19 protein-coding genes and 1 pseudogene are annotated in these 15,970 nt (G+C 27.6%); 14 read left to right on the top strand and 6 right to left on the bottom strand.

All coding sequences use genetic code 11. The annotated features are described in order from the left end of the window. Positions 1-164: 164 nt before the first annotated feature. From aspD to K0040_RS13335, 4 genes are all read right to left on the bottom strand, one after another. Positions 165-1,793: an aspartate 4-decarboxylase gene (gene aspD, locus K0040_RS13350; protein ID WP_228109265.1), complete on the bottom strand. Its 1,629-nt coding sequence runs from the start codon at positions 1,791-1,793 to the stop codon at positions 165-167. 303 nt (positions 1,794-2,096) lie between these two features. After that, positions 2,097-3,551 (bottom strand): MocR-like pyridoxine biosynthesis transcription factor PdxR, encoded by a 1,455-nt coding sequence (gene pdxR / locus K0040_RS13345; RefSeq protein WP_228109264.1) that lies wholly within the window; start codon positions 3,549-3,551, stop codon positions 2,097-2,099. Positions 3,552-3,618: 67 nt separating this feature from the next. Then, a complete protein-coding gene (locus tag K0040_RS13340; RefSeq protein WP_228109263.1) occupies positions 3,619-4,527 on the bottom strand; it encodes a D-alanine--D-alanine ligase in 909 nt (302 codons plus the stop codon). A gap of 399 nt (positions 4,528-4,926) precedes the next feature. Then, on the bottom strand, positions 4,927-6,663 hold the full coding sequence (locus tag K0040_RS13335) for a methyl-accepting chemotaxis protein (RefSeq protein WP_228109262.1): 1,737 nt from the start codon (positions 6,661-6,663) through the stop codon (positions 4,927-4,929). A 541-nt stretch (positions 6,664-7,204) separates the two neighbouring features. Between K0040_RS13335 and K0040_RS21095 the strand changes: the two genes are divergently transcribed. Next, positions 7,205-7,354, top strand: a complete 150-nt coding sequence (locus tag K0040_RS21095) for a hypothetical protein (RefSeq protein WP_331476319.1) — start codon at positions 7,205-7,207, stop codon at positions 7,352-7,354. Between the two features lie 171 nt (positions 7,355-7,525). On the opposite strand, the gene K0040_RS13325 is transcribed toward K0040_RS21095, so the two are convergent. After that, complete coding sequence (locus tag K0040_RS13325; protein WP_228109261.1) at positions 7,526-8,173, bottom strand: lactate utilization protein; 648 nt, start codon at positions 8,171-8,173, stop codon at positions 7,526-7,528. Between the two features lie 161 nt (positions 8,174-8,334). Here K0040_RS13325 and K0040_RS13320 point away from each other — a divergent pair, with 161 nt between their 5' ends. The 10 genes and pseudogenes from K0040_RS13320 (at position 8,335) to K0040_RS13280 (ending at position 13,129) form a co-directional block, all read left to right on the top strand. Beyond that, positions 8,335-8,598, top strand: a complete 264-nt coding sequence (locus K0040_RS13320) for a hypothetical protein (protein WP_228109260.1) — start codon at positions 8,335-8,337, stop codon at positions 8,596-8,598. Positions 8,599-8,851: 253 nt separating this feature from the next. Beyond that, positions 8,852-9,271 (top strand): GNAT family N-acetyltransferase, encoded by a 420-nt coding sequence (locus K0040_RS13315; protein ID WP_228109259.1) that lies wholly within the window; start codon positions 8,852-8,854, stop codon positions 9,269-9,271. A 261-nt stretch (positions 9,272-9,532) separates the two neighbouring features. Further along, positions 9,533-9,664, top strand: coding sequence for a hypothetical protein (locus K0040_RS20725; protein ID WP_265588885.1), 132 nt, complete (start codon positions 9,533-9,535; stop codon positions 9,662-9,664). A 2-nt stretch (positions 9,665-9,666) separates the two neighbouring features. Continuing rightward, positions 9,667-9,825 (top strand): hypothetical protein, encoded by a 159-nt coding sequence (locus K0040_RS13310; protein ID WP_228109258.1) that lies wholly within the window; start codon positions 9,667-9,669, stop codon positions 9,823-9,825. A 106-nt stretch (positions 9,826-9,931) separates the two neighbouring features. Then, on the top strand, positions 9,932-10,156 hold the full coding sequence (locus K0040_RS13305; protein WP_228109257.1) for a hypothetical protein: 225 nt from the start codon (positions 9,932-9,934) through the stop codon (positions 10,154-10,156). Between the two features lie 9 nt (positions 10,157-10,165). Beyond that, entirely contained in the window at positions 10,166-10,894 is a 729-nt protein-coding gene (locus K0040_RS13300; protein ID WP_228109256.1) for a hypothetical protein, read from the top strand. Positions 10,895-10,978: 84 nt separating this feature from the next. Then, positions 10,979-11,236: a hypothetical protein gene (locus tag K0040_RS13295; protein WP_228109255.1), complete on the top strand. Its 258-nt coding sequence runs from the start codon at positions 10,979-10,981 to the stop codon at positions 11,234-11,236. A gap of 39 nt (positions 11,237-11,275) precedes the next feature. Beyond that, positions 11,276-11,443 (top strand): annotated as a pseudogene (locus K0040_RS13290) (helix-turn-helix transcriptional regulator); the annotation flags it as partial. Positions 11,444-11,952: 509 nt separating this feature from the next. Then, positions 11,953-12,093, top strand: coding sequence for a hypothetical protein (locus K0040_RS13285; protein WP_228109254.1), 141 nt, complete (start codon positions 11,953-11,955; stop codon positions 12,091-12,093). 106 nt (positions 12,094-12,199) lie between these two features. Beyond that, the gene (locus tag K0040_RS13280) at positions 12,200-13,129 is read left to right on the top strand and encodes a M14 family zinc carboxypeptidase (protein WP_228109253.1); all 930 of its coding nucleotides are present in this window, start codon (positions 12,200-12,202) and stop codon (positions 13,127-13,129) included. Positions 13,130-13,338: 209 nt separating this feature from the next. Here the strand turns inward: K0040_RS13280 and K0040_RS13275 are convergent, their stop codons facing one another. Continuing rightward, on the bottom strand, positions 13,339-13,725 hold the full coding sequence (locus tag K0040_RS13275; protein WP_228109252.1) for a transposase: 387 nt from the start codon (positions 13,723-13,725) through the stop codon (positions 13,339-13,341). Between the two features lie 552 nt (positions 13,726-14,277). On the opposite strand from K0040_RS13275, the gene K0040_RS20720 reads away from it, so the two are divergent. The 3 genes from K0040_RS20720 to K0040_RS13265 all read left to right on the top strand — a co-directional run bounded on the left by K0040_RS20720 (position 14,278) and on the right by K0040_RS13265 (position 15,964). After that, a complete protein-coding gene (locus tag K0040_RS20720) occupies positions 14,278-14,685 on the top strand; it encodes a serine hydrolase domain-containing protein (protein ID WP_265588884.1) in 408 nt (135 codons plus the stop codon). A gap of 29 nt (positions 14,686-14,714) precedes the next feature. Beyond that, complete coding sequence (locus K0040_RS20715; protein WP_265588883.1) at positions 14,715-15,284, top strand: serine hydrolase domain-containing protein; 570 nt, start codon at positions 14,715-14,717, stop codon at positions 15,282-15,284. A 206-nt stretch (positions 15,285-15,490) separates the two neighbouring features. Next, positions 15,491-15,964, top strand: a complete 474-nt coding sequence (locus K0040_RS13265; protein WP_228109251.1) for a GyrI-like domain-containing protein — start codon at positions 15,491-15,493, stop codon at positions 15,962-15,964. Positions 15,965-15,970 lie beyond the last annotated feature (6 nt).

Genomic DNA, 15,970 nt, shown 5'->3' with positions numbered 1-15,970 from the left:
AGGTGTACTTGACATGCAATTAAATTGGAATTACATTCAAATTAAGGCATGGATACATAATTTTCATATCCATGCCTTAATAAACTTATCATAGAAAGCTATTTACAGAAAAAACTTCACAGTCTCATATAAAAATAGGTAGCTATATTTAGCTACCTATAAACTTATAAAGTTTTTTTCCACTTAGTTACATAGTCATCAAGTATTCTTCTTAAAGCTATACCAATAGTAGCATATGCTTCATCATATAGGTTAGCAAGTGAAATTCTTATTGACCACTCAGGTCCGGCAAATCCACCACCACCAAGTAAAACAATTGATGAGTCTTGGGCTAAATCAAATAATATATCTACAGGTTTGAAGTTTGATTTTAAATATTTTGCAAATTCTATACCGTGATTTTTTTCAGCCCATTGTAATAAGTCAAACTCAGTATAGTAACAAGCATCATTTGGATCATTATTTAATTCTAAACCTAAAGAATTAAATAACAATTTCTTACGTCTGATACATATATCCATAGTCTTTTTCTTGTAATCATTTTTTCTATCTATAAGAGTGAATGCAGAGAAGAAGGCCATTTGAACTTGCTGAGGAGTAGAAAGACCAGCAGTATGATTTAGAGCAACTTGCCTACTATCAGCAACTATTCTATCTATAAAAGGTACATCTTCTGGTATTGGGTTCATATCAGAGTATCTTTTATTTGTTCTCTTTCTTATAGAATAAGGTAATTGTTTTATTAATTTATCAAATACATTTTCTTCATGTAAAGCAATAGTACCAAGTCTCCAACCTGTTACACCAAAGTATTTTGAATAAGAGTAAGTTCCTATAGTATTGTATGGTAAATCTGCCATTAAAGATCTGAAGCCTGGCACAAAAGTGCCATAAACATCATCAGAAATAATCATTAAATTAGGATTATGATTATTAACTATATCTACTATTTTTGATATGGATTTATCACATATGGATACTGAAGGTGGATTACTTGGATTAACTACAAACAATGCTTTTATATCTGAATCTGCTAGTTTATCCAATTCTTTTTGTGAACATTGCCAAGTGTGTTCACCTTTTTCATCAACTTCATCAGAGTTTATATATACAACCTCAAACTCGTATCTTGGAAGATGAGGAATCTCTAAGTAAGGTGTAAATACTGGAGTCATTATGGCAATTTTATCTCCTTTAAGAAGTAAGTTATTTGCTATTAATGAATCAAATATATAACACATGGCAGCAGTGGCGCCTTCCACAGCAAATACATTAAAGTCTCCACCTTTTTCTAAGTTATATTTCATTTCTGATTTTAAATATTCTTTGACTATTTTTTCTATATGAACAAGCATTCTATCAGGAAAAGGATAGTTATCCCCAATTATTGCATCAGTTAGTTCATGTAAAAAATTGTCAGCATCAAATTTTAAATCATTAATACCATAATCTATAATTTCTTTTAAAGTATTTATGCCTGGCATAGAAGTATTTTCTTCAACAAATTTACAAAAACGATCATATACCCCTGTTTTTTTAGGTATTCCAGTTAAATCACCATTATCCCAAGAATGTCTACTTTCTGTTACGGCAAAATGACCAAAAGTAAAAAATGCTTCTCTAGGTGTAGCAGCAACCCAGTTTGGATTTCCGCGGCCAGCATCAAGTAAAGTTCTAGTACTTTTCCTATTTGATATGGTAGCAAGTTCTATAAGTTTATTTTTGAACTCAAAAGGACTTATTTGACCATATATATTTTCTAATTCTTGTCTATTAAGATTTATACCCGTCATTAAAAGATTCCTCCCTATGTATATTTATAAAAAGTTTTGTCATTTATATTATGTCATTAATATTTAAAATCTACTTATCTTAAGTTCGATTTAATAAGTAAGGTTAAATATTCAAATTAATTATAACATATAAGGTATATTGCTTGGAAGTCTTTAATATAAAAAGATATATTTGAAAAATACAAACTTATTGTAAAGTGGAAGGTTGTTTATTATAATGAGCACATTTATTATTAGGTCACTTACATAAAAAAATGCGCAAGCTATTAAGTTTACGCGTTTTTTATGTAATGAAATTATAATTTATTTATGGTCTAATTCTTTTATAGTTTCACCTATAATTCTAACTCCCTTTTCTATATCATCATCATATAATCGAGATAAACCTAACCTAAGGGTATTTTTACCTTTATCATCAATATAAAATAAGTCACCTGGCATAAAGATTACATCTTTTTTATAGCACTCATGAAGAAGTTTTCTAGTATTTAAATTTTTAAAAACTAGAAACAAATGAAGCCCTCCATCACCTAATATATAATCACATTCTATATATTTTTCAACACACTGTTTGGCAAAGTTAAATTTATCTCCATAAAACTTTCTAGTCTTTTTTATATATTTTTCAAAAGCTCCATTTTGTAAATAGTCATATAAGATGCCTTGATCTAAGAAAGAAACATGAATATTAGTGCATCTTTTTACACTTTCTAATCTATTTATTAAATTTTTATCACATAAAATCCATCCTATTCTTAGTCCTGGAAACAATATTTTAGAAAAGCTTCCAATATAGATGACACCATTACTATTGTTATCTAAAGAACAAATAGGAAATATATGAGAAGAAGAATAAAGAAGTTCTTCGTTGAAGCCATCTTCAATAATTGGTATATTATTTTTTTTCATTAAATTATAAAACTTATATCTATTTTCTGGAGACATAACCATACCTGTAGGATTATGATAAGAAGGAGTAATATAAGAAAATTTTATTTTGCTTTTATATTTTTTTAACTTCGTATCTAAGTCTTTAAAATCAAGACCATTTTCATCCATATTTATTGGTATAATATTAAGACCATAAGATCTCATTATTTTAATAGAGGTATTATGGGTAGGATTTTCACAAAGTATATAATCACCTTTATTAGTTAGTGTTGATATTATAAGATCTAATCCTTCTGTAAAACCGTTGACTATTAGAATGTCTTTATTTATAGTGTTTACACCCTTTTTGTTCATATACCCATGTAAATAATCGATTAATGGTTTGTATCCTTGGGCATATCCATAGTTTAACAACTTATGACCTTCTAAATTAAATCTATTTAAAAAAGATTTTTTTAATTCTTCCATATCAAATAAATCTCCATCAGGAGATATACTTTTGAAAGAAATTTGACCAGATTTCCATCTTATTTCACTTTTTATAATATCCATGTTATTTGCTATTTTCATATAATCATTTTCAAAGTTTTTGTAATTGATATTCCAATGACTATTGCTAATATTATTATCACTATTTACAAAAGTTCCTTTTCCAGAAATAGAATAAATAATACCATCAGACTTTAACTCTTCATAAGCTAATACAATAGAGTTTCTGCTCACATTTAAAAGTAAACTAAGCTCCCTTGTGGAAGGCAGCTTAGAATTGTGAGGAAGAAGTCCTTTTGAAATCATTTCTTCCAAATATTTTTTTATCTGAATATATATTGGTTCATTTTCATTAATTGTTAAATCGGAGAATAACAAATTATCACCTCTAAGCTTTATTTATATAAATTAATTATATTAAATAAACTTATTTTAGTCTAGGTTATTATTTTATTGATGTCTCCATTATTTTGTCTACTAATTGACTGTAAGATAAGCCTTTAGCATTAGCACTTCTTGGGATTAAACTTGTTGGTGTCATTCCGGGAAGTGTGTTTAGTTCAAGAACATAAAATTTCCCGTTAGATAATATAAAATCTACTCTTACATAAGCTCTACAGTAGAATATATCCCAAACTGTTTCAGATGCTTTATCAATTTGTTCTTGTAATTCATCATCTAAATAAACTATTTCTTCTTTTGCTGCATTAGCACCAGTTGAATATTTTGCTTCATAGTCAAAGAAACCTGTAGTACTTGATATTTTTATTGTTGGATAAATTTCACCATCTAAAACGAAAGAAGTGTATTCATCACCTGGTAGATACTGTTCTATCATTACTACGGTATCTACTTCTAAACCAGCTTTTACAGCAGCTTCAACATCTTCTTTTTTTTCTACTTTGAAAGTAGCAACAGAAGAACCACCACTATTTGGTTTTATAAAAACTGGATAACCCATTTTTTCTATTTTGTCATAGTCTATATCATCTATTGATTTTGCTATAGTCCAGTCTGCAGTCGCAATACCTGAATCCCTTAACATTTTTTTAGTAATGTTCTTGTCCATGCACATGGCAGAAGTTAAAGGTCCACATCCAGAATAAGGAATATCCATAGATTCTAATATTGCTTGTATAGTACCATCTTCACCGTATTTACCATGTAACATTAAAAATGCAAACTCGATACCTTCTGGCATTTTATTTATAACATCCATTTTATTATTTAAGATTATTTCATGTACTTCATATTTCTCTCTATCTAAAGCATTAAGAACAGATCTTCCTGAATTTAAAGAAACTTCTCTTTCTGTAGAAATTCCACCCATTAAAACAGCAACTTTTTTCTTCATAATTAACAACTCCTCAATATACCTCATGTATAATACATAAGATAAAATTCACATATTTTATTTTTTCCCACCATCATTTAGCTTTAATCAAGCTAAGAATTTCTAATCACTTGTATTTTGTGGTAAATTTATTTTTCTAATAACAATTATATGTTTAAGTTGTTAAATCTGAAAGTACCACAGATAGCTTAATTTTTAAATACTGTGGTTTTTAAAATAAATACTCCAAATATTTTATATAAACGGTCGACTTTAAAGGGAGTACTTCAAAAATGTGCAGCTTCTTAACTTTATTAAGTTAAATAATATTGAGGTTGATTATGAAAAAGTCATGCCGTAAAGGAGTATTTTTCATGAGTATATTAATAAAAGAATTAATTTTTTATTAAATATCCTAAACTAATCTAAAGAACAAACTGATTTATAGTCTCCTTCTTTCATTTTAAAATTACTAATTGTATCTTTTAGTATTTGAGCTTGTGCTGATAATTCTTCACTTGATGCAGCACTTTCTTCTGCTGTTGCACTATTGTTTTGTACTACGTCTGATATCTGCTCAACACCTATGTTTACCTGGGTTATAGCTACTGCTTGCTGGTTATTTGCATCTGCAATATTTTGTATCACTTGAGCAGTTTGATTAGAGCTATTTACAACTAGTTCTAAGGATCTTGCCGTTTCATCCACAATATTTCTTCCATTTTCTACTGAATTAAGAGCAGTTTCAATTAATATCGCAGTATTTTTTGCACTCTCTGCAGATTTACCTGCTAGATTACGAACTTCATCTGCAACAACTGCAAATCCTTTACCGGCTTCTCCTGCCCTTGCCGCTTCAACTGCTGCATTTAAAGCTAATATATTTGTTTGAAAAGCTATATCATCAATATTTTTTATTATTTTACTAATTTCATTTGAAGCGTTACTTATGTCATTCATAGCTGCAATCATTTGATTCATTTGTTCATGTCCTTTAGTTGTAGCTAAAGTTGCTTCCCTGGAAACTTCTTGTGCTCTTTGTGCATATTGAGCTGTTTCATTTATTTGATTTGAAATTTCATTTACCGTTGATGCTAGTTCTTGAACGGAACTTGCTTGTTCTGTAGCTCCTTGAGCAAGTTCTTGTGCTCCAGCAGATACTTGCTGTGAACCTATAGCAACTTGATCTGAAGTTGATGAAATTTGAGACACCATAAAGTTTAGCCCGTATATTAAATCATTTATATTGGTTTCTAATTTTTTAAATTGACCTACATATTCTTTTTCAAGTTGTATATCTAGATTACCACTAGCTATTTTTTCTAAAGATATAGATATTTCATCTATATAATCTTGATACTTATTAAGTTGAGAAATTGTTTCATTGAAAGCCTCCGCCAGTTGTCCAGCCTCATCATTTGAATCAATATTTAAATCAACATCAAAATTTCCTTGTGATATATCATGAGCTACTTCAGTTATTTTTTTTATTGGTTTAGTTATTGAACTAGCAATAATATAGATTAAACCAGCTACAAAGATTAACACTAGTAGCGCTACACTTACTACTCCTATGATTGTTTTTTTATTACCATCATTTATCAGTCCATCTACAGTATCTATAGGAACTCCACAAAAATATGCACCTATTATATTGTTGCTATCATCATGCATTGGCACATAACCTGTTAAATATTTCTTACCTTGTATCTCTGCTTCTCCAAAATAAGATTCACCTTTTGATAATGCTTTGTATGCTTCTCCTGATGCATCTAAAGTTGTTCCAACAGCTCTTTTACCTTGTTCATCTTTTACAGTTGATAGTATTCTCGTATATGTATCATCTTTTTTAGCAAAAACTGTTGCAACTAAATTCATGCTTTCAGAAAATTTATCAATATAATCATTACTATCTTCTATTGATTTACCATTAACATCAACTAGCTCACCATTGTTATTTTTTATAGATCCAAATTGTTCTTTTAAGTATAACTGTAACATATTGTTGCTACCTTGTATTTTCTCAGTATATTCATATCCTATAACTTGCTCAATCGTTGATGAACTTTTTCTAATTCCCATTCCTACCACCAATAATAAGGAAAGAATAAACATTATTAATACACTAGAAATAATTTTAATTTTTATACTTTTCATTCTGATTCTCCTCTGATTTTCATACACAATATTTTTAATATTACTTATCTTTTATTTACGACATAAACAACAAAATCTGTACATATACACAGATTTTATTTTTAAATAATACAGGATTTTAATAAAATAGATTTACACAACAAATTGCAAGATGTAAAAGTATTTCTTTGTATAGATAATGTAGGTGAAATTTTGGAAGGTGATCTTGAGAAACCAGGACTAACTCTAGAAGTATCGACCTATGTAGGGAAGCAGAAAGTTCCTGTAGAAAACGTAAATAAAAATTCCAGGGTGAACTTCGTATGAATACAGCAACATTTCTAGAAATATTAACAGTAGCAGAAAAACTAAAATGCAATACTAGGCACTCATGGACATCAAGCGGACGCCATGAAAGTGTAGCAGAACATAGGCATTAATGGCATTATTAATGCGTAATGAATTAACAGAACTTTTAAAGGAAATGAATTAACATTAGACTGATGAAGTAAAGCTTTACAAAGCATTAGATAATTTAGAAGCAGTCATTTAACATAACGAGGTGGATATTAGTACTTGGATTCCGTTAGAATATGACTTACAGTTTACTTATGGTTCGGATAAGGTGGAATTATCTCCTTATTTAAAAGAACTGAAGAAAGAAATAGATCAAAGAATCACAGAAAAAATAGCTCAAAAGAATGAAGTTTAGTTATTTAGAATAAATAACAGTTAATATCTCATAAATAAGGATACTAATTTTGATTAATAGTGCAATTTAAAACGTATCACAATTAAGTGATACGTTTTAAATTGCAAGGATAGAATAATACAATATAGATAAGTTAGAAATTTTAATACATTACGAAGTAATTTAAGGTAATTACATTCCTAAATTTTCACCTACTAAAATTACTTTAATCTTATTCGCTGGACGAGAGATTCTAGTTGCTACCATATAGGCACATATACTATCTGGACTCTTGCAATCTGAGCAAGCACCATTTATATAACAAGGTGTTTTACATCCATCAAATCTTTGAGTATTTGCTGGAGCAGCAATTGTTCTTGCTCTAGTGTAAGCATCCTCAGCGCTTTTTACAACTTTGTTCATACCAGCTATAACTATAACGCTTTTAGGTCCAAAACACATGGCTGCAACTCTATTTCCATTTCCATCTATATTAAATAATTGACCATCTTCGCTAATTGCATTGCTACTCATAAGGAAAGTATCACAAAGTAAGGCTTTACGCATTAAATCCATTCTTTCTTCTAGGGTTTTACCTAAATCCCTATCTATTACCTCAAATCCTTTTTCTTTTAAAGTTTCTTGAATATTTAATTCAGATAAAGTTTGAGATCCACCCCAAGATACAACATCTTCCTTTGGTATTAATTCCAAAAGTTTTTCAAGTGCTTCTTGAGATGTAGTGCAATAACATGCATCAAAATGTCTTTCTTTTAATGATTTAACAACATTTGGACCTAATCTATCATATTTTTTTTGCATTGGTAATTCTCTATTCATAAAAATTCCCCCTATTTAATGTTTTTTATTTATATACAACAACTATATTATAACAGTTAATTGACAACCTTATATTTAATATCTATTATAAAAGAATAATTACTTTACGCAAGTACGTACATTTTTGATATTTACTATCATAAATGATAGTTTGGGAGTATATGATTTATCAGTATGATAGACTTGAAAAGGAAATGAACATAATGAATAGTGGCCAAGAAAGATTTTTAAATTTCATAATTGCAAGAGTAAAGTTAGAAAATCAAGATAAAGCAAAAGACTTACTAAGTGAAAGTTTTGCAAGGCAAAGTGAAGGAACTTTTGATAAAGAATATATGAAAAACTTTATTCCAAGAATGCTAGAGCTAATAAATCCTGAGTTTCTAGAGGAAGTTAAAGATATAATGATTAATCATAAAGTATAATATAATATTTTATAATTTCAAAATATTGTCAAAGTAGGCAATACCTTAAACAAATAAAAGATAAGAAGTTCCCAACTTGAGAAGGATGGCAATTTCTTATTTTTTTACTTTATTGCTTCGTATATTTATCTATAAATGCTAAAATATTATCAAAATACTCTTTTATATAGAGATAGTATCAAATTATAATTTAAGTATACAATTTGATTATAATTAGGAAATAGTTAAATAAGAATTTTAGTTGAGGTGAATTATGGATATACAACTTATTTATGAAGTACCAACTGCAAAAGACTATGTAAGTCTAAGATTGCGTTCAGGCATGGGGAGTAAGGATTTACAAAGAAGTGAGATAGCTTTGCAAAACTCACTATTTACAGCATCAATATATGATGAAGATAAATTAATTGCTTTTGGAAGAATAGTAGGTGATGGTGGCATAACCTATGTGGTAAGCGACATTATGGTAGATGAAAACTATCGTAGAAAAGGATTAGCAGATTTGATAATGAAAGAGCTGGATAATTACTTTGAGAAAAATACATATGAGGATAGCTATATTTGTTTAATAGCAAATAATCCTGCTGATTTGCTATATAGCAAACATAAATTTGAGTATTTGTCAGAAGATAAATGTGGTATGTTGCGAAATCAAAAGAGTAGTGAAGAATAAAATGAAAAAAATTATAATACTAATTAATGCGATTCTATCAATAATATTTATAACAGGTTGTACCAATAATGATACAATAGGCAACACAGAGGGAGAAATATAACAATACTTAAATGAAGGTGATTTTTTAGATGTTATTGGCAATGATAATCTAACTATTTTAGATAATGTACATATTGATAATTCCAAAATGGTAGTTTTGTATTAGATACTGGACAAGGATATCTTGTATGCGAAAAAAATAAAAAAGAAGATTATATAATGACTGAGAATAAAGTAGAGGGTGTTGGGCAAGATGGTCTAGGAGTAACTAATTTTGCAGTTAGATATAATCATAATGATGGACTAGATAATAAGCATTTGGCATACATGGAAGTAATGTTTCTACTGTAGAGATGTCAATAAATAACCACATATTCAATGAAAAGCTGAAAATTGGCAAACCATCAATGGTCTTACTAAAGAATGTATTATCAGATGATGAACAAAAAAAATCAATAGATTTTGATTGTAAATATTTTGATAAAAATGGTAAAGAATTAGAGGTTGAATAATTAGTTACAAAGGAACAGTTCACAATTATTATATAATTGGAAATAAATAAACGTTTATTACTATATTATGAATAGGAATTTAAAGAAGTATTAATGGGGGATAAGCATGAAAAATTCATTAGATGGGGTATGTAAGATATTATATTTTATATATGGTATATTTTTGATTTATCCTATAAAAACTCTAACAAATATGGGCTTATTAAATGAGAATATAAAAATATTTAATATTATTAGAGAAATTCCTGAAGGAGAAGAAATTTATTATATTATTTTTCAAATAATCTTTATGGGAGTTTCATATTTTTGTATAAAAACTAGTGAAAAATAACTAATAACAGTGGAAAATGAAGTATGCCAAGAGACAATAAATGAAAATATTTTTGCCTATAAATTAAATATCTTAGTTACTATAATTTTTTCTATGTTTATTATTTATATAACAGGGGATAAAAGTCTACTTCTAACAAGCTTATTAATGCTGATTACTAGTGGATTGATATTTTATGCTAGAAAGTTATATTATAAAGCATGTGAGATAGATAAATTATCAAATTTAAACACTAAAGATAATATTAATAGCATATTGTGGAGATTTAAAGCTTGGCATGATAAAAAAGAGAGGGTAGAATTTAAATATAGAAAAGTAGAAATTATTGTAAACATATTATATATACTACTGAATACGATCATACTTAGAAGCCCTACAATTGGATTTTTTGAATTATTATTTATATATTTTATATTGCAAAATTCTTTTGCTCTTTTAGAAAATATATTTAATGTATTTACATCTATAAATGGCACCTGCACTGGTATATATGAACATAGAACAAGGTTTAATAGAAGTTATTATAAAGTAGTGATTACAGATTATACAAATAAACGAGAAGTTAAGGTGAAAATAGACTCTGATTCATTTATAAGTGAAGGAGATTCTTTAGAGGTAATTCATGGTGTATTCTCGAAGCAGTTAGTTTCTATTAATTGTGTATTGTATTCTAGGGGTAATAATAGTAAGTTAATGTTTCCAATTGAATGTATAATTATTATTTTGCTTTTAAAATAATAATTATATTTAATTTGTAGTTCAAAATTTTAATACGTTGCTAGGTAAAATTCAAATGGCTTGTTAGACTTATAAATTTATCTTGTGAAATATTTTGGATTCTTTGATAGTTTTGCTAATTGTTGGCGGTACAGGCTAGGTGATTATGAAGATGAACGCTTAATTTATAATAAGCGTAGAGCAGGTATGATAGCACTTTATATAGGTTTTGTACTAGCTATTGTATCAAGTGTATTAATTAGGTTATTTACAGTAGATTCACTAACACTTTACAGATTGCAAGTCTTGATAATAGCACTTACTTTTGCAATATCAATGAATTTATGGGCATTCTTAATTTAAAAATTTGATTTAGGATACTAAGAAATTTATTAGTAATTTAAAGAATTAACTCAAGAATAATTAGTTAATAAAGTTAATGTTAGAAGAGAAACTATCGCTCGTTTAGAGAATGGAAAATACAATCCTTCACTTGAATTAGCTGTTAGAATTTCAAAGGAATTAAATACTCCTGTTGAAGAATTATTTATATTTGAATTTGTTACATAGTACTAACGGTTATTGTTCTATTTATCACAAAAGGGTATTTCCTTTAAATCGCAATTCAGCAACAACACTTATTGAAACAGCAGTACAAAATGCACAAAAACATTTAATACATAAATAAAAAATAGTTAATAATAAAGTATTAACTATTTTTTATTTTGAAGGAAAACAATAATCGATGAATATGAATTTAGTTTTGATGATTATGCATATTTTTTTTATTAAAGCTAAATTGTTTGTAGCTGTTTTGGGGAGTATATCAAGTATTAAAAATTATACAATATGGATATTAGAAAATAGCTATAATAAACGCGTCCATTTATATTTTAATGGTCATAGGTTTTTGCATATTTGTAAAAAACAATTCTTTTTATAAAAAATATTATTTGAAACATAGTGAAAAATTTTTAAAGAAAAATCAGAAATATCTGAGTGAGTAGTAAATAAGATTAGAAGATTATGGTGTTTTATATTATATTAATAATACAACTAAAGAAATTGACCTTAATGATATGAAAAAGGTTATTTTAAAAAATAATACTATAGTAGTACTTGGCAAAATAAAGGTACTTCTTTTTATGGTGCCAACTCATGTTTTTGCTAGTGAAAATGAGAGATATAAGTTTATTCAGGCTTTGAATAATAATTCTTAGTTTAATGATTGTAATTTATAAGTCATCTATACACACAGTGAATTTATTTAAATATCATAGAATATATATTATATATGCATAAAAAATGTAATAATGGAGTGATAATATGATAAATAGATGCATTAAAAGTTATATAAACTTATACCAATCCAGCCACTTTTCAAAAAGTATAAACGAAGCTATTTATAATCTATGCAAGCATAATAAAAAATTATTAAGTCTAAATAAAATAGGGGAATCAGTACAAGGAACACCAATACTATCTATAACTATAGGTAAAGGAAGTACAAAAATATTAATTCAAGGAACTCATCATGCTAGAGAAGCTATTACAACTATATTGCTATTAGACCAAATCAACTATCTTTTAAAATTATATAAAATGGACAAAAGTATAAATAATATGAGTATTAATAAACTTTTGCAATATATAACTTTTGTTTTTGTGCCATTAGTTAATCCAGATGGTGCAGATTTAGTAATAAACGGAGGTAAATATATACCTTCAGAGTATAAATATAAACCCTATCTAAAAGAAGAATTGTTTCCTCGTTGGAAAGCTAATATAAATGGAGTAGATTTAAATAGAAATTATCCAACTAAGTACCCGGATGATGATAGTGTAACCCATCCACAATATGCTCTTTATAAAGGTCCGTATTATTTCTCAGAACCAGAAACATATGCCTTAAAATGTTTAACAGAAAAATACTTATTTGATGGGACAATTTCTTATCATTCTTCAGGAGAGATAATTTACTATCAGTATAATCAATTAAATATAGAAAGGGATTTGGCCATAGCTAGCAAAATATCTAAGGAGACAGGATATGTATTAGAAGAAAAACAACCTGTCACAGGTAGTGGATATAAAGATTGGTTTATTGAGAATTATAAAAAACCAGGACTAACTCTAGAAGTATCGACCTATGTAGGAGAACAGAAAGTTCCTGTAGAAAACTATAGAGATATATTTGAAAGAAATAAAAATGTACCTATGTTATTTGCTCAAGAAGTTTTTTATAGGGTAATATAAATATTGAAGTCTCACATTTTTTTATATTACAATGATTTAACAGACAGTATTTAATTAGAATAAAAATTTAATAACATATATAAAATGGTCAAAGTTTACAACTGTTATATAATGCAAAATAAAGAAACGTTTGATACTATATAGATAAACCTGCTAATAAAAATCAAGTCTTTTTTAAAAAATTATTAGATATTTTTAATTTCTTGTTTTTAGTTGTGCATTTTTCTATCTGTTCCTATGAATTTTCCTGACTGGTATGGTGGAGCATAGATACCTGCGTACGAAACTAGAATTTTAGCACTATGAAAACGTCTTACATCACCGATTTCTCCGATTAATCTTGGAGCAATTACATCTCCAATGCCACCCATGGATCTTACAATTTTATATTCTGGTAGGGGCTTGGCTAATTCTTGCATTCGTGGTGATATTTTTGTGAGAGTAGATTCAATTTCTCGTATTATCTTTACCGATTCATGTACCAACATCTTGGTTGATGGGGTACGAGATGGTAAAGTAGAGATACCTTCTTTAGCAAGAGTATAAATCTTTTTAGCTTTATCCTCGCTTTGACGGTATCTATTTTTTTTGATCATCTATTATAATTTTGAATAAATTATATTTAACTCATCTTTGTAATATTATCAAATTTTATTTCATCATCAAATCGACTTATTAATGTTAAAAGATTATTTAAATCATTTTCTGCATGTGTAACCTCAAATGGCTTTATTATAGTCTAACCACATGGTTTTACAATGCATACAGTACTTTTTTCTTTTGAAACATCTATACCTACGCTAATCATAAATAACCTCCGGTTTTAAAGTTCTATAATTGTTTTCCACCCATACTTATTACTATTCATTTTCGTTAGTTACACGAACGCCCTAAAAGGATTTCAACCTGTTTAATCAAATACTTATAATAAGGGGATGGCTGACAGTTTATCTAACGGGTGCGATAACCCAATGGAATTACGTCAAACCAATTATTCACTTACTTATAATAAAAATAAGTACAGATAGTTAAGGTGTTTTTCTTAACATCCATACTTATATATAGTACGAAATAGGAATTTAGAGATTTGATTATTTAAGATTAATAATTGATTTATCATATTAAAACTAGGGGAAGGAGAAATTTAGTTGAATATAAATGATATAATAGATAAAGATTTTAGTGGAGTAATACTTATAAAAAAATGTAAAAATATAATTTTAGAAAAAGCGTTTGGACTGGCAAGTATTTCATATTGTGTACCGAATGAAATTGATACAAAATTTGCTATAGCTTCAGGAGGAAAAGTTTTTGTTGCAATAGCAATTCTAAAATTGATAGAAGATGGAAAACTTGTTTTTGATGATTGTATCGGTGATATTTTAGATATAGATTTAAAAGAGATCAATCCTAAAATTACAATTCATCAATTATTAAATCATACTTCTGGAATTCCAGATTATTTTGATGAATCTGTTATGGAAGATTATGGTGAACTATGGAAAGAATATACTAACTATGAAATAAGAAATTCTATGGATATATTACCACTTTAGATATATTACCACTTTTCATAGATAAGTCAATGATGTATCCGAGCGGAGAGAAATTCCAATATAATAATACAGGGTATGTAGTTTTAGGTCTTATTATTGAAAATATTTTAAATATTCCGTTTGATAAATATTTGGAAGAGATTATATTTAAACCTTGTAGTATGTTAAATACAGGATATTATGAACTTGATAGGCTACCATCAAAATGTGCTACTGGCTATATTTATGATGATGAAAGAAAGGAATTCTATAGTAATATTTATAGTATAGATGTAAAAGGTACTGGAGCAGGAGGTGTATTTACGACTGTTTCAGATATTGAGAAATTTTGGGGGAATCTATTGAATAGAAAAATACTTTCAGATAAAATGTTATCCAAAATGCTATCACCACAAGTAGATGAGCAGTGTTATGGTTATGGAATTTGGTTAAAAAGAGTATCAGATGATATATTTATTCCATATTTGCAAGGATGCGATCCAGGGGTTAGTTTTCTAACATCTTTTGATAGGGAGATAAATACGTGTACCATACTAATAAGTAATTTTGGTTCTAATTTATGGAAACTATATAGGGATATCATAAGTGAGTTATTGTAATAAATAAAAGACAAATTTGATATGAAGTGGAACGGTAAATTACAATTTATGGAATAATTATAGTAAATGGTTTTTATATATTTGAAATTCATACTATATCAATGCTATTTTTTTCTGACTTTATTTTAATAAATATTTATAATATGACACACTCATGTCTATCACCTTAGATATACTTTAAGAAAAAGTAGATAGGAGAATTGGTTATGAATTATGAAATAGTTAATTTAAAAGAGAAACAAGTTATAGGTTTAATAAAAGAAACTATTAATAACAACAATAAGTTAGTTGAAGATATTAAAACATTATGGGAAGAATTTTTAATGAAAGGTCATTATGAAAAGATAAAAAACAGAAAAGGTAATAAAACTATTGGGCTATATACAGATTACCAAGGAAACTTTACTCAGCCATATAACTTTCTTTGTTGTTGTGAAGTGAACAAAATTGATAGAATAGAAAATCCATTAGTAAGCAAAATAATCCCAAGTGGAAAATATGCTAAATTTATTATAAATGGCGATGTTCAAAATTCAGTAGGGGAGTTTTGGATGAAATTATGGCAGATGGATTTAGATAGAAAGTATTCTTGTGATTTTGAAGAATATCAAAATAATACAGAAGATATGCAAAATCAAGAAATTCATATTTATATTTCTATAAACAATAGAATTAAATAACTTTTT

Origin of the sequence: Terrisporobacter petrolearius, from assembly GCF_020748185.1 — a bacterium.
Taxonomy (GTDB): Bacteria; Bacillota; Clostridia; order Peptostreptococcales; family Peptostreptococcaceae; genus Terrisporobacter; species Terrisporobacter petrolearius.
The sequence above is the reverse complement of the archived record's forward strand: the minus strand, read 5'-3'. Positions and strand labels throughout refer to the sequence as shown.